This window comes from Vibrio sp. E150_011, assembly GCF_053544015.1.
Map to the genome: position 1 here is coordinate 48,790 of NZ_JBHFOL010000019.1, position 17,941 is coordinate 66,730.

General features: G+C 45.2%; 15 protein-coding genes. 6 read left to right on the forward strand and 9 right to left on the reverse strand.

The annotated features are described in order from the left end of the window. Position 1 precedes the first annotated feature (1 nt). Entirely contained in the window at positions 2-691 is a 690-nt protein-coding gene (gene lolD, locus ACE1OE_RS20985) for a lipoprotein-releasing ABC transporter ATP-binding protein LolD (protein ID WP_102471370.1), read from the reverse strand. Continuing rightward, positions 684-1,892, reverse strand: coding sequence for a lipoprotein-releasing ABC transporter permease subunit LolC (lolC, locus tag ACE1OE_RS20990; protein WP_449212181.1), 1,209 nt, complete (start codon positions 1,890-1,892; stop codon positions 684-686). The genes lolD and lolC overlap by 8 nt, the downstream gene beginning before the upstream one ends. Before the next feature lie 173 nt (positions 1,893-2,065). On the opposite strand from lolC, the gene ACE1OE_RS20995 reads away from it, so the two are divergent. The 4 genes from ACE1OE_RS20995 (at position 2,066) to ACE1OE_RS21010 (ending at position 7,680) form a co-directional block, all read left to right on the forward strand. Then, entirely contained in the window at positions 2,066-2,635 is a 570-nt protein-coding gene (locus ACE1OE_RS20995) for a PilZ domain-containing protein (RefSeq protein ID WP_102471369.1), read from the forward strand. 5 nt (positions 2,636-2,640) lie between these two features. Continuing rightward, a complete protein-coding gene (gene mfd / locus ACE1OE_RS21000) occupies positions 2,641-6,099 on the forward strand; it encodes a transcription-repair coupling factor (protein WP_449212182.1) in 3,459 nt (1,152 codons plus the stop codon). 138 nt (positions 6,100-6,237) lie between these two features. Further along, positions 6,238-7,044, forward strand: coding sequence for a peptidoglycan binding protein CsiV (locus ACE1OE_RS21005; protein ID WP_449212183.1), 807 nt, complete (start codon positions 6,238-6,240; stop codon positions 7,042-7,044). Positions 7,045-7,134: 90 nt separating this feature from the next. Further along, the gene (locus ACE1OE_RS21010; RefSeq protein WP_449212184.1) at positions 7,135-7,680 is read left to right on the forward strand and encodes a GNAT family N-acetyltransferase; all 546 of its coding nucleotides are present in this window, start codon (positions 7,135-7,137) and stop codon (positions 7,678-7,680) included. A 93-nt stretch (positions 7,681-7,773) separates the two neighbouring features. Here the strand turns inward: ACE1OE_RS21010 and ACE1OE_RS21015 are convergent, their stop codons facing one another. The 7 genes from ACE1OE_RS21015 to hinT form a co-directional block, all read right to left on the reverse strand. Further along, a complete protein-coding gene (locus tag ACE1OE_RS21015; protein ID WP_102471365.1) occupies positions 7,774-9,063 on the reverse strand; it encodes an NAD(P)/FAD-dependent oxidoreductase in 1,290 nt (429 codons plus the stop codon). Between the two features lie 426 nt (positions 9,064-9,489). Further along, complete coding sequence (gene ycfP / locus ACE1OE_RS21020) at positions 9,490-10,029, reverse strand: alpha/beta hydrolase YcfP (protein ID WP_372060834.1); 540 nt, start codon at positions 10,027-10,029, stop codon at positions 9,490-9,492. A gap of 82 nt (positions 10,030-10,111) precedes the next feature. Continuing rightward, positions 10,112-11,167, reverse strand: a complete 1,056-nt coding sequence (locus ACE1OE_RS21025) for a phosphotransferase (RefSeq protein ID WP_449212185.1) — start codon at positions 11,165-11,167, stop codon at positions 10,112-10,114. Between the two features lie 15 nt (positions 11,168-11,182). Continuing rightward, entirely contained in the window at positions 11,183-11,773 is a 591-nt protein-coding gene (gene lpoB, locus ACE1OE_RS21030) for a penicillin-binding protein activator LpoB (RefSeq protein ID WP_102471362.1), read from the reverse strand. Positions 11,774-11,839: 66 nt separating this feature from the next. Beyond that, positions 11,840-12,232, reverse strand: a complete 393-nt coding sequence (locus tag ACE1OE_RS21035; protein ID WP_102471361.1) for a YcfL family protein — start codon at positions 12,230-12,232, stop codon at positions 11,840-11,842. After that, positions 12,232-13,629 carry a COG3014 family protein gene (locus tag ACE1OE_RS21040; RefSeq protein WP_372060831.1) on the reverse strand — a complete coding sequence of 466 codons (1,398 nt, stop codon included), beginning with the start codon at positions 13,627-13,629 and terminating at the stop codon, positions 12,232-12,234. The genes ACE1OE_RS21035 and ACE1OE_RS21040 overlap by 1 nt, the downstream gene beginning before the upstream one ends. 87 nt (positions 13,630-13,716) lie before the next feature. Continuing rightward, a complete protein-coding gene (gene hinT / locus ACE1OE_RS21045; protein WP_102471359.1) occupies positions 13,717-14,067 on the reverse strand; it encodes a purine nucleoside phosphoramidase in 351 nt (116 codons plus the stop codon). A 421-nt stretch (positions 14,068-14,488) separates the two neighbouring features. Here hinT and ACE1OE_RS21050 point away from each other — a divergent pair, with 421 nt between their 5' ends. Continuing rightward, positions 14,489-16,480 carry a methyl-accepting chemotaxis protein gene (locus ACE1OE_RS21050; protein ID WP_372060830.1) on the forward strand — a complete coding sequence of 664 codons (1,992 nt, stop codon included), beginning with the start codon at positions 14,489-14,491 and terminating at the stop codon, positions 16,478-16,480. A 252-nt stretch (positions 16,481-16,732) separates the two neighbouring features. Then, positions 16,733-17,905 (forward strand): DUF1887 family protein, encoded by a 1,173-nt coding sequence (locus tag ACE1OE_RS21055; protein WP_372060829.1) that lies wholly within the window; start codon positions 16,733-16,735, stop codon positions 17,903-17,905. Positions 17,906-17,941 lie beyond the last annotated feature (36 nt).

The following is a 17,941-nucleotide window of genomic DNA, read 5'->3' on the forward strand; positions in this document are numbered from 1 at the left end:
CTTAACTCTGCGCTATATCGATCAATAGACCATCTTGCATATGAAGCTGTCTATCCATTTTTTCTGCTAGCTCGTTATCATGCGTTACCACTAAAAAGGCGGTGCCGTACTCCTTGTTCAACGTTCGCATCAAATCGTAAATTGACAAAGCGGTCTTGTGGTCGAGGTTGCCCGTTGGTTCATCCGCCAAGACAAGTGAGGGCTTATTCACTAATGCGCGAGCAATGGCAACACGCTGCCTTTCTCCTCCCGACAGTTCTGAAGGGCGGTGCGTAACACGGTGGCTCAAGCCAACTCGCGTGAGTAAATCATTCGCTTCTTCTTTCGCCTGCTTGGTATTCATACCACCGATAAGCAACGGCATGGCGACATTCTCAAGCGCCGTAAAATCGCTAAGAAGATGGTGGAACTGGTATACAAAACCCAGATGTTGATTTCGAATCTTAGCTTGTTGGTTGCCATTTAAAGATAACAAAGATTGACCTAAGAACTCGACATCACCTTGCGACACTTCATCCAATGCGCCTAACACATGCAGCAGTGTTGACTTCCCTGAACCAGATGAACCAATAATCGACACCAGTTCTCCTTTTGCCACCTCAAAGCTCACGCCTTTTAAGACCTCGGTATCGACCGCGCCATCGTGGTACGTTTTTCTAATATCATGGCAAGCGATTAATGTATTACTCATATCTTAAAGCCTCAGCTGGTTTCACGGACGACGCACGGTAAGAAGGAAACAATGTGGCGACTAGGCTCAGTAACACCGCGCCAACAACAACGATAACAATTTGAGCAGGGTTAACCAAAATCGGCAACTGACCACCAAAACTAAACAAAGCAACCCCCATCGCATCAAGTAGTGCATTAAGGTTATTCGCCATCAAAACACCCAATACGCCACCGACCAAGGCACCGATGGCACCACTACTGGCCCCTTGTACCATGAAAATGGCGAGTACTTGCTTATCAGACATCCCTTGAGTTTTCAAAATCGCCACTTCTGCCTGTTTTTCCATCACGACCATGATCAGCGCCGAGATAATGTTAAATGCCGCAACACCGATGATCAGGCCTAACATCAACCCCATCATATTCTTTTCCATTCGTACGGCTTGAAACAGCTCACCACGCTGGTCTCGCCAGTCGCTCCATTGCCAGTGCTCGGGTAGTTCCGTTTTACTCAGATCAGAAACGACAAACGGATCATTGAAGAATAATCGCCAACCACTCGCCTCTTCCGGTTTAAACCGCATCAATTTGGCGGCATCGGTAATATGAGTCACAATGAGTGAGCTATCGATATCTGAGCCAGTACTATAAAGTCCCGCAATGGTAAACATACGTTGACTTGGAATGCGACCAAGCGGCGTATACTGACTTGCGCTGGTGACCATAAGACGAATCTTATCCCCGACTTGCACATCCAATTCGCGCGCAAGGGTATGCCCAAGTAAGACCTTATACTCCCCCGCTTTCAATTGATTAACACTGCCACTCACCATCCGGTGACGAATGGGATCATCACTGTCAGGCTCAATACCCAACATCATGACAGCTGCAAGCCCTTGGTGACTCTGCACGACGGATTCACTTCGAACAATAGGAACCGGAGCCTGACTTGTTGGGAAGTCAGCTAAGAAGCTGGGCGGTGGCTCGTCGATTGAAATCGTACCGCTGGAATGTGTGATGACAGCTTGAGGCAATACACCTAAAATGCGCCCTTTAAGTTGCGCTTCAAACCCATTCATCACAGACAAAACCGTCACCAAAGACAAAACACCGATCGTGATTCCGGCCGTAGACATATAAGAAACAAAGCGGCTAAAGCGATCGCCTGAACGACCTCGCAAATAGCGTAATCCGATAAAAACGGGTAATGGGTGAAACATAGCACCAACCATAGAAAAAAATCTAAGGCTAATGTAACGAGAAATGCGCTTAGGTTGTAGCCCTGAATGTGATTTTCGTTTTAAATGACAGACTTTTAACGATTTGATCGGTCAATTTCTTGATAACTCAGTGATAGCCAGAGATAATTAGCACAATTAAACAGGAATTATCTATGTCACAGAATGACTTCTTTACCGTAAACGGCGCAATTAGAGCAAACATTGAACCCCTAGACGTGGGGGCAGTGTTACCTAGCTTAGAAGAGTACCTTGCGCAAATCCCTGCCCCGTTTGTCGCATCCTGTGAGTTTAGCCAACTTGATCAACAACGCGACGCCGCTAAACACGAACTGCAACAACAAAACCTAAAACACGTCGCCGAACTCATCGAACAACAAAATACCAAACTGAACCTCCTGCTCAACTATATGATTGCTCAGCAAGACCACGCAGAGTATCGTCAAATCACCACCCATTTTGGGGCGGGCGAGATAGCTTATAGCAGCAACGCCCCGTTAGAGCTTGGGCAGTTAGCCACCATAAAACTGTTTTTGGATTCGCCACCTGCTGGTATCTATTGTTACGGTGAAGTCACCAACGTCCAACAAACAGATTCGTCATTTTCAATGACACTCGCATTCGTACGTATTCTTGAAGACCATCAAGACATGCTAATTAAAGCCGCGCTGCACCATCAGCAAAAATTATTAAGACAGCGTTCGCTTGACCGAGAAAAAAGTTAAACACTATGACCAATTCTTCGTTACTCCCCCTAAACATGCCATCAGGTGCGGGCGATAAAAAATATCTGGGCAACCTACTTGGTGGCTCACTTGCACTTGCTATCAGTGAGCACGCACAAGCACATAATAGTCATACGCTCCTCGTCGTTCCAGACCCACAGCTGGCGATTAAACTGCAAGGAGAGATTGAGCAGTTTTATCCAGATAATGTCGGTATATTTCCTGATTGGGAAACCCTGCCTTATGACAATTTTTCGCCACATCAAGATATTATCTCTGAGCGAATAGCCAAGCTTTATACACTGCCGCAGCAAAGTTCTGGCATCACCATTATTCCGGTCAGCACATTGCTTCAAAGGCAAACGCCACGCGACTTTTTATTGCAACACACCTTAATGGTGAAAGTTGGTGATTTATTTTCGCTACAAAAGTTACGCCATCAGCTTGAAAATTCGGGCTACCGCCAAGTTGAGCAAGTCTTTGGTCCGGGTGAATATGCAAGTCGCGGTTCCATCCTTGATTTATACCCGATGGGCAGCGATGCGCCTTATCGAATCGACTTTTTCGACGACGAAATTGATACCATTCGAACGTTTGATCCCGAAAATCAGCGCTCAGTGGAAGACATCAACGAGATACGCTTACTGCCTGCGCATGAGTTCCCGACCACCAAAGAAGCCATCGAAGAATTTCGCGTACGCTGGCGTCAGCAGTTTGAAGCACGTAGAGAGCCAGAGTCGATCTATAGCCAGGTCTCTAAAGGGATTTGGCCGGCTGGTATAGAGTATTGGCAGCCATTGTTCTTCGATCATACTGAGACGCTGTTCGAGTACGTCAATGATGACTCGCAACTCATTATGGTTGGAGATATCGACGCTTCTATCGAGCATTTCCTCAATGACGTTGCACAACGTTATGAACAGAGAAAAGTTGATCCTCTTCGTCCACTATTGCCACCGGCCGCGTTATGGCAACAAAAAGATGAGTTTTATACTGGGCTAAAACAGCACGCCCAACTTATTGTTTCTAGTGACACGATTGACGCCAAGGCAGGCAGAAAAAACGCCGATATTAGCCCACTGCCTGACATCTCAGTCCAACATCAGCTCAAAGAGCCGATGGCACAGGTTCGCCAGTTCACTGAGCAATACCAAGGCCAGATCATTTTTTCTGTTGAATCAGAAGGAAGACGTGAAGCACTCATTGAACTACTGCATCGCATTAAGCTGCGCCCTCAAGAACACGAAAGCCTCGCGTCAGCCCTTGCCAGTAAAGACAAATTCAGTCTTATCATTGGTCAATGTGAATACGGCTTTGCCCAAGGAAAACGATTTGCCCTTGTCTGCGAAAGCGACATGCTTGGTGAACGCGTTGTGCAACGCAGGAAAAAAGAAAAACGGTCCGTCAACAGCGACACCATTATTCGTAATCTTGCGGAATTAAAACCAGGTCAACCCGTTGTTCATGTGGACCACGGGATTGGTCGATACCTCGGGCTTCAAACCCTTGAGGCTGGTGGAATCACTACAGAATACGTCACGCTAGAATATCAAAACGAAGCTAAGCTCTATGTTCCGGTCGCCTCATTGAACCTCATTGGCCGGTACTCAGGTGGCGCAGAAGACACAGCGCCGCTCAATAAGCTTGGCGGAGAAGCCTGGACGAAAGCTCGACGTAAAGCAGCGGAAAGAGTACGCGATGTCGCGGCTGAATTGCTTGACGTTTATGCCAAAAGAGAGCTCAAGCCGGGCTATAAGTTTGTGCTCGATAGAGATCAATACGCCACGTTCAAAACCGGCTTCCCGTTTGAAGAAACGGACGACCAAGCCCAAGCCATCAATGCAGTACTATCTGACATGTGCCAAGCGAAGGCAATGGACCGACTTGTATGTGGGGATGTAGGCTTTGGTAAAACCGAAGTGGCGATGCGTGCAGCGTTCTTATCAACCGACAACAATAAACAAGTGGCGGTATTAGTACCAACCACACTCCTTGCCCAGCAGCACTTTGAAAACTTTCGTGACCGATTTGCCAATTTGCCTATTCGTGTAGAGGTGTTGTCGCGCTTCAAAACTGCGAAAGAGCAAAAACTCATTTTAGAGGATGTCAAAGAAGGCAAGGTCGACATTCTGGTAGGGACACATAAGCTGCTTTCAAGCACGATCAAATTTAGAGATCTTGGCCTACTGGTTGTCGATGAAGAACACCGATTTGGTGTTCGTCAAAAAGAAAAAGTAAAAGCCATGCGCGCCGACGTCGACATCTTAACGTTAACCGCCACACCTATCCCACGAACGCTTAATATGGCAATGAGTGGCATGCGAGATTTATCGATTATCGCTACCCCACCAGCACGTCGCCTCGCGATTAAGACCTTTGTTCGCGAGCGTGATGACAGCGTCGTTCGTGAAGCCGCTCTGCGTGAGATTATGCGTGGCGGACAAGTGTACTTTCTGCACAACCAAGTGGAAACCATTGATAAGGTGGCCGAGGACCTCGCTAAACTTATCCCTGAAGCCCGCATCACCGTGGCCCACGGACAAATGCGAGAGCGCGAGCTTGAGCGCATTATGAATGATTTCTATCATCAGCGCTTCAATCTGCTCGTATGTACGACAATCATTGAAACGGGTATCGATGTTCCGACCGCCAATACCATTATTATGGACCGAGCCGACAACCTCGGTTTAGCTCAATTACACCAATTACGAGGCCGTGTTGGACGTTCGCATCACCAAGCTTATGCTTACTTACTCACGCCCCACCCTAAAGCGATAACCAAAGACGCCATTAAGCGACTCGATGCAATTGCATCCCTAGAAGACTTGGGCGCCGGATTTACGCTTGCCACGCACGATCTGGAAATTAGAGGGGCTGGTGAACTACTGGGCGACGAGCAAAGTGGCCAGATTCACTCGGTTGGTTTTTCTTTGTATATGGAAATGTTAGAACAAGCCGTAGAAGCACTCAAAGAAGGCAAAGAGCCATCACTTGACGACTTATTGCGTGAGCAGACAGAAGTTGAATTACGCATTCCTGCCTTGCTTCCTGACGACTATATACCAGATGTTAATATGCGACTGTCTATGTACAAACGCATAGCAAGTGTGGCCGATGACGAAGAACTCAGTGAACTAAAAGTCGAATTGATTGACCGATTTGGTTTGCTACCCGATGCAGCCAAACACTTGCTGGCCATTTCAGCAATGAAGCTACGTGCGGCTCAACTAAAAGTGAAAAAACTGGAGGCGCACGACAAAGGGGGTTACATCGAATTTTATCCTGATGCTGACATAGACCCAGCCTTCTTAGTTAAACTGCTACAAGCTCAGCCACACAAGTTTGCCATGGAAGGGCCGACAAAATTCAAATTCATAGAAAGCTTGACGGATCGTCGCAAGCGTCTAAATTTCCTAAATAATATGTTGGAAGAATTTGAAAAAAATCAGGGCCCGAAACGTTGATTTAGGATTGAAACCAATCAAGATAACAACGTGCTAAAGGGTGTTGAGTAACGCGTGATGGAATTGTCTCGGCAACACCCTGTATTAGTTGATATAATGTGGTTGAACACAACGATAGTGTCAATCAATGGAGAAAGAATGAAAAAGTTGATCCCACTGCTGCTCCTATTAGTTTCTATGCCAAGTTTGGCACAGCGACAGTTTGATATTGAAGTGATCATTTTTAAGCGTGCCGTGAATCCTGAAAAGGTTAATGAGTCTTGGCCAAATGACCTCACACAGATCGACTTTAAACGCAGTGGTGCCATGAATGATGCCAATTATCGGGCGTCAAAAGGTGTGAAAATGCTGCCTTATTCCGCCTATCAGTTAAATGACGAAGTGGCAAAGCTGAAAAAGCATGCTGGTTACTCTGTCCTCTTACATAAAGCGTGGCGTCAAGGCGATCAAGGAAAAGCCTCGGCGCCTAGTTTTCATATTCGAGCAGGCAAAGACTATTCTTCGACGTTCAACACCAACGGCAGCGTAAAAGGCAGTAATGACAATCAGTCTTCTCCCGTTGACGGCGTCACAGAAGTGGCCATCGATAAACCGCTTTATGAACTTGATGGCAAACTGCAAATCTACGTTCAGCACTACTTGTACGCAGAAGCCCAACTCGATTTAAAATCGCCAAGCAGTAAAGAAGTCGTGATAGCGGGCCCTACCCCTATTCAAGAAAGTGATACCGAACTGATGGCTCCACTGGCAACTGGCGATGCTTCAGAGCCAGACAATAATGTCATCGCAGGTAACCTGCAAGAAGTCGAAGTACAGACCGAGGTGCAAACCTTTTTGAAAAACTATCGCCTCGATCAAAAGCGACGCATGCGCAGTAACGAAACTCACTACTTAGATCACCCTCTATTAGGGATGATCATTCAAGTAAGAAGAGTTGCTAACTAGTAAGAGGCCCAAATATGGGCCTTTTCTTTATCTCGCATTACACGATATTCAGCCAGCTATGACTATCGTCATCAATCGACATCCCACACTATGAACACCAATTATTGTATCTATACCCCTAGATTGTGCTTACGCTTACTCACACAAGAGGACGCAATAGAGGTCGCTCATGCCATTCGTCATTCACCATCACTGCACCGTTGGATTGATTGGTGTCACGCTGGTTTTAGTACTCAAGAAGCGCAAGACTTTATTGGGGCGACAAGAGTCAATTGGATTAAAGCTCAATCGTTCGGGTTTGGACTTTTTGAAAGAGATTCGGGTTCATTCGTGGGCATGGTGGCACTCAATGAGTTCTATCACACCTTTAATATGGGCAGCTTGGGCTATTGGTTGGCCGATTCAGCGCAATCCCAAGGCTATGCCAAAGAAGGAGTTGAAGCATTAGTCGAGTTTAGTTTTGTCAGTTTATTACTCACGCGATTAGAAATAGTGTGTGACCCAAACAACCAACCCAGCCAAGATTTAGCAATACGTATTGGTGCGAGCTATGAGTGCCAGGCCGAAAACCGATTCATTTTTAATGGACAGCCTAAAACCGGACTCGTTTATTCTCTAGTACCGCCAAAAAAATAAGGCACCCAAATGGGTGCCTTATTCAATCATCTGACTAATTTAGGGTTCCGAAACGTGTTGACCACGACAGAACCGCTAAATTTATGAGCTTGATTAGTGCAGCTTAAGATTCGGTCTCAACACTCGGTTGATTCGGCCAACAAGCATCATAAGCCCAGTTTTCACCACACCATGCAGCGCCACCTGGTGCATTCGATAAAGCGAGATATAGACAACGCGAGCAATACGCCCTTCTACCATCATAGAGCCTTTCGTCAAGTTACCCATCAAGCTACCCACTGTCGAGAAACGGCTCAATGAAACCAGTGAACCGTGATCGCTATATTCATAAGCTTTGAGGTCACGGTTTGACAGCTTCGCTACAACGTTACTAAATGCTCTGCTCGCCATTTGGTGCGCCGCTTGGGCACGCGGCGGTACAAATGACCCATCCGCTTGGGTGCATTGCGCTAAATCACCAATAACAAAAATGTCATCATCGCGAGTGGTTTGTAGCGTGTTTTTGACGACCAGCTGGTTAATACGATTGGTCTCTAAGCCTGCGATATCTTTCATGAAATCAGGTGCTTTGATACCAGCAGCCCACACCATAATTTGTGCAGGTATACGCTCACCATCTTTTGTCGTTAGACCTTCTGCGTCCGCCTGAGTCACCATTGTAGAAGTACGAACCGTTACACCAAGCTTAGTAAGCTCGGAGTGCGCCGCAGAGGAGATTCTAGGAGGTAATGCAGGGAGTATGCGCTCTCCCGCCTCAACGAGGTTTACATTAAGCTTACTTGAGTCTAAATCACCGAAGCCATAAGTGCGCAACTCTTTCACTGCGTTATGCAACTCAGCTGAGAGCTCAACACCCGTAGCGCCCGCTCCAACAATGGCAATATCGACGGTACCCTGGCCACTTTTAGCGTGCAGTTTTAAAAATTCGTTGTTCATTTCGGTGCGGAAACGGTGAGCTTGCTCTGGGCTATCCAAGAAAATGCAGTTATCACGTACCCCTGGAGTGTTGAAATCATTGGAAGTCGAGCCAATTGCCAACACGAGGATGTCATAATCAATATCACGAGCAGGCATTAACAACGAGCCCTGTTCGTCTTTAAGTTCGCTAAGTTCAATACACTTTTTTTCGCGGTTGATAGCTTTCAAGCTACCCATTTGAAAATCAAAATGATGATTTTTTGCGTGAGCTCGGTAGCTCAACGCATCAACACCTTCATCTAACGAACCGGTTGCGACCTCATGTAACAACGGCTTCCACAAGTGGCTCGCTTTACGATCAACAAGCGTGATATTCGCTCGTTTCTTTCTTCCAAGTGTACGACCTAATTTAGTCGCAAGCTCTAACCCGCCAGCGCCTCCGCCTACTACGACAATATTTGTCAAAATGGCTATCCTCTAAAAAGTGAAAAAATGGGGTGTAGCTCGAGTAACTCAAACCACTAAAAATTCTTTCATTATGAGCGAATTGCTCTGGGTCTTCAGCGACCCTAAATCGGTACAGCAGCTGCTTAACGTCACGTTTTCGTCCAAAAAATTATGATCTTGAACATCTCGGGGCAAGTTTTCTTCTTGCTCTAAACTTTTTTTGATATTTATCAACAAATGTGGAGTGGATTTATTATATAGAGCAAATTAATGACCGCAACTAATGAATGGAATTATTTTTCAGATCACAGATCGTTTGTTGAGTTATTAATCAACAAATACGCCATCGATCAGAGCAAAATGCCAGACAACAGACAAAAAAAAGCAGCGAAAAACGCTGCTTATATCGATTGCACATCTCACGCCTGAGAAGCAAAAATCAGGCTATGCCCCTTTAAATGCTTTCATTGCCTGTAAATGCTGCGAGATTTTTTTGAATTTATGAGGTTCTATTTCGTCCCAGATGACATCGTAGAAACCGCCTAGTGCATCGGCCGTTTTTTGATTGTCATGAATCTCATCATTGCGAGACAAAATGACCAAGCATTGGCTGCCATTCTTAGCACGGAATTCATCAACACACTTGGTTGCAATGTCTTCATATTCTTCTGGACGATCGATTCTTCCTTGCATATTGAGTTGAGGACGCAAGTTAGGATTGAAAATCACCTGTTTTATGCCACATAAAAAACCAATGCGCTCAGCCCAAAACCCCCCAAGCCCCACACCACAGATTAAGGGTGCTTTGTCGTCAGATTGCTCAATCAGTTTATGGACTTCTTTAAGCAAATGCTGCATGTCATGTTTAGGATGCAATGTGCTGTAATTTACGAAACGGACATCATCATCGATGAACTGTAGCTGTAATATTTTTTCGTGGTTGCCCGGGCTACTCGAGTCATAGCCGTGAAGATAGATAATCATAGTACCTCTCAATTATTCCTATATGGTACGCATTTTTTAAATTTACCACGCCCAACGTATTTTAAAAGTGAATTTCTATGTATTAATCAGAGAGAAACGACAAACAGTGATCACTTCTGCATAATCGGCGATAAATATGCTCTGCATTGAATAAAAAATCGTCATTACTCCACAACTGAGCAGCCAATACATACCAGAGTAGTGCCATCATTTGAGCATGATCAGACCACACTCGCATATCATGACGCCATTGTGCTTGAAAGCTTGAGTCTTGAAAGCAGCGCTCTTGTAAGTCTAGATCCTGTAAATCGAGTCTTTGCAAATCAGGCGCTTGCAAATCAGGCGCTTGTAAATCGTGTGCTTGTAAATCGAGAGCTTGGGCGCGTTGTTGCCGTGTGTTTCGGATTAAACGCCGCTGCTCGCGCATGTACAATTCAAGCCCTTCCTCATGGTTCACTCCCAACATATCAAGTGTAAGAACAAGATCAAGTCGTGGGTCAGCGATCGCTGCATATTCCCAATCGATCACAGCGATCGCATTATCATCGCAAATAATACCACCACTGCTAAGCGTACTGGTGTTGACTAAATTGTGATGACCAAAGTCGAAATGGCAAAGTGCCGATGGGTGGCTCATTAGCGAGGGAGGCAACCTCAATTTCTGATAGAGCGTGCTATAGCGTGATTTTTCTTCACACTCTTTTATTTGCTGCCAATAATGGTCGACTTTTTGGGTGTAATCGAAACGACGAATGGTCTCAGTATGATAATGACAAGCATGCACCCTCACTAACAAAGCAATGACATCTTGTGCAGATAGTGCCTCAGATACGGGTGAACCTTCAACCCAAGCAAGCAACACGCCGTGTTCACTGTAACCTAATACCTGATTGGTCTTGATGTAAGGCGATACCAAGTTAAGAACCGCTTTTTCATTGTCTCTGCAAATATCAAACGCTGCGCTAATTTCGGTGTGACCTCGCCACACCACCCAACCTCTCGTTTGAGTGGCTATTTTCCAAGTACGGTTTGTTAACCCGCCAGAAAGCTGAAGTGCCCCTAAGGGCACTTCATTTAGCACAGTTTGCGCATGCAACAGCTCTGGTTGCTGTTGCAGCGCATGTTGCCAATCTATCATCAATTAATTTGGATGTTAGAAGCCTAACACTGAGCGAGATTCTTGTTTACGAATCTCAGTCTCATCAGCCCATTCAATAAGCCCCGTTTCTAGGTCCATAAGACGCATCGTCATCTTGTAGTACACATCTTTATCGCTGCCCGCTTCTTTCACGATGCTGCTTAGGTTGCCATAAAGCATGTATTGTGCACCGACCATTTTACCAAACTGAATGGCCGTACTTTGATTGACTAGCTCATCATTGTTTTGGAAATCAAGTTGCTCACGAACCGACTCAACACGATCCATATCAACGAAGCGGAATTTACCTGAGTTCAGCATTTTTGTACTAATGCTGTCGGTAATAGACTCAGTATCAATATGTTCTGTTGTTTTATTTTTGATTCGTTCAACGAAAACAATTGGACGTGAGTCCCTTGTAATGGCAGAGACTGAACCAGACATCAACATGCTATCTACCATATCGCCAGCAATTTTCTGCAAATCGGTAGAACCAAAATCGATCGTTGTGGTTTCAGTGGCCTGTGAATCACCATAACTAACTTGATTTGAACAACCACCTAAAATGACGGCCAACCCCAACAAAGCAATAATACTCTTTTTCATGTTTTTTCCTTAGTCTCGCTAATTTTTCCAACTCTTACTCAACTGAGTAATTAAAAGGTGGCTACGTTATTCATCTGCTCCGCGCAGTTGTACGCGAAATTCTTTACCATTCGGATTTACTGACACTTCTGACAGGGTAACCGTTTCGTCACCGCGTAAAATTGCTCGCTTCCAAGGCGCTTGTTTCGTATTCACTTCTAAGCCTTGTTCGTCGTACCAATAAAACCGATATTGTACAATTTGATCAACCGATGTTTTGTTTGCCAGCTTAACAATACCTCTGGCGTGCCCATTCGTATCAATCGTTGAAATGTCATCAATAGAAAATTTACTGCCCATACTCTCATCGCCATACAGTACAGCTTGAGTTTGACCTTCTATCTTGATTCCTGATGTATTGTTAGATGAACAGCCTACTAATACAAGCAGTACACCGATACTCAATAGCCATTTTTTCATTACAACCTTCCTAATTGTTTATGCCAAATGGTAGCACTGCCACCCTGGCGTGACAGCCAAACAAGCGTGGTTTGTTTGTCTCTTACATCAAAAGTATAGTCTTGCCCATCAACAATGATGGTATGAGTGCCTGCCTTGACGATATTACTTGAACTGTTGACGGTACTTGGTAGCGTCTGCCAGCTTCTCGTATCTGGTTGTTCAGTCAGTGTGTTCCAAACATTAAACAATAGATTGCCAACATCATCATCTTTAGCCGTACTTTTACGAATCTGATCTTTTGCATACACACGCAATGCCTGACGGACTAAGATGCTTGGCATATTTTCAGTCAACTGTTGCTGCGCCATCAAATTAACATCGACAAGTCCATCGCCCTTCAGCGATTTACCATCTAATGTCACCGCGGGATACGCTGGTTGAGGGCTTGGAACATAGTGAGGCAAAGCAATACTATATATCGCCGTATTACCTTGACTGTCATAAACAGGCAAAGACAAATTCCATGATTGCATCGCACTAACTGCACCACGCTCTTCAAGTACAATAACGCGACCTTGACCCACCTCTAACGACGCTGGCTCACCATATTGTTTTTTCAATTCATCTAAGGCTTGTCGTCGGCCCGCACGTTTTGCCACTCGCATAACAGCGTCAATCACGGCTTTATTGTCTGGGGCAACCGCTAATGCACGCGTATAGTCAATATAAGCACCATTAAGGTCGTTAGAAGCCTCATAAAGCAACCCGGAAAGAAAGAGGAGGTAGCCATTTTGTACCGCTTGCAGTTTACTGCCCGCGTCTGGGTAACGTGATAGCACGGAGCCTAAGTTCGGCGAAATTCCTTTTTGTTTCAGCTCTGACTCTGCGGATTTCAGGTCTTTCTCTCGTGATTGTCTCGCTCGCTCTTGAACCTGATTTGCTCTGCGAACCTCAACAAGCGCACCTTCTAGATCATTCTTTTGGATGTAGTTTAAACCAAGGTAAAGATGTAAAAAACCAAGCTCATAATCAGGAGGAACATACTCGGTAATATTATCGTTTACGGCCAATGCTCCGACGCTTGTCGCCGCATCAGAAATAGACAACAATGCTTTATCTTGTTGCACTCGTACCGCTTTGTCACTGACCTCTAAGGCCAATTTACTCTCAGGATAAGCTTGACCTAAAAATTCGACACGCCCTTTTTCTAGATTATCTAAGATGTCACCGGCAACAGGCTCTGGTGGTAACGCAGATTGAGCTTGTTGGTACTGTCCATTTTTTACTGCTTGATAAACGGTGGCATTTTGTTGCGAATAATGGCTGAACAAATTACCGGCTGTCAGGCCAGCACAAGCGGTAACACTGAGAGATAGGAAAGCGACCAAGGTGTGTTTAACACGACGTTTTAGCATAGACACATCAAATGAATTTAAGTATTACAAAGTACTGGTTACTTTTGCGAACCAAAGTAACCAGTACCGCTATCGGTAAAGGCGCTGTTAGCTCATTAGCAATGGGCCCAAAGGTCGACCGCCCACTAGATGCATATGAATGTGGTACACCTCTTGCCCACCGTGCGCGTTGCAGTTAACGATAAGGCGATAGCCATCCTCGGCAATCCCCTCTTCTTCAGCGATTTTTCGAGCCACGGTAAACATACGCCCCATCATCGCTTCATCATCAGCAACCACGTCATTGACTGTTGCAATAAGCTTGTTCGGTATGATCAGCACATGGCTTGGCGCGCGGGGATTAATGTCACGAAAAGCCGTGACGAGTTCGTCTTGATAGACAACATCTGCTGGGATTTCTTTACGAATGATCTTACTAAAAATGGTTTCTTCAGCCATGAAGACGCTCCGAATTGATTACGGTTTAATGAGAGTCGGCATATTATTGTTGCCGTTACCGTGAAGTATGCACTAAGGGCCGTCTGATCACAATTTTAAGCGATTCGATAGGCAACTGTTTTTATTATGATTCACCCTCAATGACTTCGCACACTTATTAATCGAATGGACAATTTAGCATTTGAATTTCAGTACTTTCTTATATTTTTGCAGTATGCGTCATAAAACGTAGCACCGCATCTCATTTATATTTCAGTTTTTGTTATTTCTAACGATAAAGAAATTAGAGACAAAGAGACAAGTACCCAAAAACATTACGTGGCCAATGACAATGCAACACTTTTACTTTGTCAGCCGGTAGGGTAACGCGTCCAAGGTTGTTTATTTTATATCGCTGCACAACATAGAAGAAGGAACAGGTATGCAAGGTTCAGTTGTAAGGCGGATGTACGCGGGATTCACTCTCATCGTCATCCTATTTGTCATCACCATTGCCATCATGCTCAACGGGATGAGCCAGATTTATCAATACTTTGGTACCGTCTCAAAAACCTCACTGCCCTTGGTTTCTTTATCTAATCAAACGAGTGTTGAACTGCTCTCTGCAGACAAATCGTTTAAAGACTTTTTGACCACTCAAAATGAAGAACGCATGACCATGAGACGTCAGGACTTTTCGGAGTCAATGGCGGTATTTGGCTCTGTACTTGACCAACTTGAACAGGCGAGTGCTTCCGTTCCCGCACTTGAAGCAAGAATCGGTGAACTACGAGATGTACAAACCCGTTATAGCCAAGAAGCTCAAGAAGCGATGGACAACTATCAATCCATGTTTGTCGCACAAGAACAGGTACAACAATCTTCGCGTCGCTTCCAAAAATTGCATACCGACTTATCCGTAGGCATGAAAGAATACGTCGATGACGTGTCGAGCATCTCCGTTAAGGTCATGGCAAAAAGCTATTTTATTAAGCTAAAAGATGCGGAACTCATTACCTCAGATGCGCTAGCCAGCAACGACACTCAATTTGTGCAAGAAGCCGTCGATAAAAACCGAAAAGCGGTAACTCACCTCAACTACGCTTACCGAGGCTTAGTTACGCAAATGCCGGAGCTAAAGAAAGTGTTTGATGAATCTGTCGAACAATTTACTAAAGACGTCGGTCAAAAAGGTGGCGTGCTTGATCAACACAACAACTACCTCATCGCTCGTACCGCTTTGTATCAAAATATCGAAAACCTCGCTCAAGAAGTCGATGGTGCGATGGCCACACTCAACGGATTTACTGAAACGGCAACCGCCAACCTCAATCGCTCTCTTGCTGATGCAGGTACCATTTATGACGAAGGTGTCTTAAAAGCCATCGGTATTGGTATGTTGGTGAGCGTCATCGCGATCGGTGTAGGCTATCACATTGCTCAAAGTGTACGTCAACCGCTAAACAGCACGTTAAAAGCACTGGAAAGCCTGACCGAAGGTGACATGACACAGCGCATTGATATCAAATACAATAATGAATTCCGCCGCTTGGGTAACCATATTAATACCCTTGCTGACAGCTTACATAATGTCCTTGTTCGGTTAAACGATGCTTCTGATAACTTGACACAAACCGCCAGTAACAACCAAAGTACCTCAACGACAGCGCAGACAAAACTAAGCTCTCAGCGCGAGCAAACCGCTAATGTTGCGACGGCCATGACCGAAATGTCGCATTCTGTACAAGAAGTTGCCAACAGTGCCCAAAGCTCACTAGAGAAAGTGCATCAGGTTGAAACTGCGTCTGAGTCCGGTCGCCATATCATGAGCACCAATATCAGCACAATCAATCAACTTGAAGTGCGCCTCAATGAATCGGTAGAAGCGGTGGGCGAGCTGCAAAAAATGAGTAGCCATATTGGCAGTATTCTGGATGTTATTCGCAACATTGCTGAGCAGACTAACCTTCTTGCGCTGAATGCGGCCATAGAGGCGGCTCGTGCGGGTGAACAAGGTAGAGGGTTCGCGGTCGTCGCTGACGAAGTACGAGTGTTAGCACAACGAACCACAGAATCGACAAGCGAAATCGAAACCATGATCAGTAACCTGCAAAGCAGCTCAAAAAGTGCCGGTAAGGTGATTGAAAGTTGCATGCAAGACATGGAGCAATCTGTTGAACAGGCCTCGAGTGCTAATGGCGCAATGGAAGAAATTCAAGCGTTGATCATCGAAATTAGCCAGATGAGCACACATATTTCTCAGGCTGCCGCTGAACAAAGTGAAACCACAGCAGACATTGCCAAAAACATTGAAGAGATCAATCACATTGCCGATGAAAGCTACCAGGCAATGTCTGAGATTGCCTCAACAAGTGAAAGCCTAACCAGCCTAGCAAATCAGCAAGGAGAGCTAGTTCATCGCTTCAAACTGTAGCACTTAACCCCTTTGCTAGAGTGTAAGCCTCATACCCGCCAGAATAAGAAAAAGGGGGGAAGTGAGCAAAAATAATACAATTAACGTAAGAAACTCGTTAAATATTGTCCAAGAGCAGGCTTTCCTAACAGCCTGCTCTTGTTTTTTATGTGAAGCGGCGTTATATCTTGAGAATGGCTTGCTCCACTTTTTAATGACTTACCTGTCATCTCTCCCTCTTCTTTCAGCAAGCCAAACGTTGAAGGAAACATTATGGCTGTTCATGTTGGTATTATTGACAAAGACCCAATTCGTCTTGTCACCCCACTTCTTGATGATCGAACGGTAAGTAGGCACATCATCTTTATTGGTGATGAAACTCAATTTGGTATGTTTGAACGGCTGAGCTCAGTGCTGCAACAACGCGACATTACGTCCGAATTCTTTGAGATCCCAAACATTGCGAACACTTCTGCCATTAAGCAAACCGTGCTGGAATTGGCAAAAACACTAAAAGACAAAAACGTCGAAGTAAAACTTAACGCCAGCTGTGGTTTGAGACATCGATTGCTGTCAGTGTATGAAGTATTTAGAACCTTTCATTGGCCTATATTTGTGGTAGAGCCAAGTAGTGACAGAATGTGTTGGTTGTACCCAGAAGGTGCTGAAGATGCACAGGTGCAAGACCACATTACGATTAAAGATTACCTTACGGTGTTTGGCGCACGTGCTGAATTTACCGAGTATGACATTCCACCACAACTTGATAAAAAACTGTATGCACTCGGCGAGCGTTGGGCAGGAAATGCACTCGAGTTAGGCCCTGGCCTTGCGACGCTGAATTATCTCGCAACAACGTGTCGAAAAGAACAAAGGCTAGACGTTGAACTGTCTGATAAACAACAAGGCTACCGCGAACTTAATATGTTAATAAGCGATCTTGTTGATCTAGAGATCGCCTCGTACAGCAACGGTACCTTAACTTTTATCAGTGAAGACGCGAGACGTTTTTCAAACGGTGAATGGTTAGAAAATCTGGTTCACAGTACCGTTAGACAAATCCAAGATGATATGCCGACAATTCAAGATCGTTCGCTCAACGTTCAGGTCTATCGCCAACTTGGAGAGCGGGAAGTAAGAAATGAGCTCGATGTCGCCTCCGTCGTTAACAACAAACTGCACATCATAGAATGTAAGACGAAAGGGATGCGCGATGACGGTGACGATACCCTGTATAAGCTTGAATCGCTACGTGATTTGCTCGGTGGATTGCAAGCTCGCGCCATGCTGGTGAGCTTTCGACCGTTACGCCATAACGATATTACACGCGCGGAAGATCTTGGGCTGGCACTTATTGGCCCAGATGAGCTAAAAGAACTTAAACATTATCTTAGCGTGTGGTTCAAAGGAGCCGGTGGTGTAGATGAGCACGGCACTCTCTCTTAAGCTTATTTAGGACGGGTCATTTAGAACAATAAAAAA

Coding starts and splice junctions, on each gene's coding strand:
- lolD (WP_102471370.1), bottom strand. CDS start 691: ATGAGTAATACATTAATCGCTTGCCATGATATTAGAAAAACGTACCAC.
- lolC (WP_449212181.1), bottom strand. CDS start 1,892: ATGTTTCACCCATTACCCGTTTTTATCGGATTACGCTATTTGCGAGGT.
- ACE1OE_RS20995 (WP_102471369.1), top strand. CDS start 2,066: ATGTCACAGAATGACTTCTTTACCGTAAACGGCGCAATTAGAGCAAAC.
- mfd (WP_449212182.1), top strand. CDS start 2,641: ATGACCAATTCTTCGTTACTCCCCCTAAACATGCCATCAGGTGCGGGC.
- ACE1OE_RS21005 (WP_449212183.1), top strand. CDS start 6,238: ATGAAAAAGTTGATCCCACTGCTGCTCCTATTAGTTTCTATGCCAAGT.
- ACE1OE_RS21010 (WP_449212184.1), top strand. CDS start 7,135: ATGAACACCAATTATTGTATCTATACCCCTAGATTGTGCTTACGCTTA.
- ycfP (WP_372060834.1), bottom strand. CDS start 10,029: ATGATTATCTATCTTCACGGCTATGACTCGAGTAGCCCGGGCAACCAC.
- ACE1OE_RS21025 (WP_449212185.1), bottom strand. CDS start 11,167: ATGATAGATTGGCAACATGCGCTGCAACAGCAACCAGAGCTGTTGCAT.
- lpoB (WP_102471362.1), bottom strand. CDS start 11,773: ATGAAAAAGAGTATTATTGCTTTGTTGGGGTTGGCCGTCATTTTAGGT.
- ACE1OE_RS21035 (WP_102471361.1), bottom strand. CDS start 12,232: ATGAAAAAATGGCTATTGAGTATCGGTGTACTGCTTGTATTAGTAGGC.
- ACE1OE_RS21040 (WP_372060831.1), bottom strand. CDS start 13,629: ATGCTAAAACGTCGTGTTAAACACACCTTGGTCGCTTTCCTATCTCTC.
- hinT (WP_102471359.1), bottom strand. CDS start 14,067: ATGGCTGAAGAAACCATTTTTAGTAAGATCATTCGTAAAGAAATCCCA.
- ACE1OE_RS21050 (WP_372060830.1), top strand. CDS start 14,489: ATGCAAGGTTCAGTTGTAAGGCGGATGTACGCGGGATTCACTCTCATC.
- ACE1OE_RS21055 (WP_372060829.1), top strand. CDS start 16,733: ATGGCTGTTCATGTTGGTATTATTGACAAAGACCCAATTCGTCTTGTC.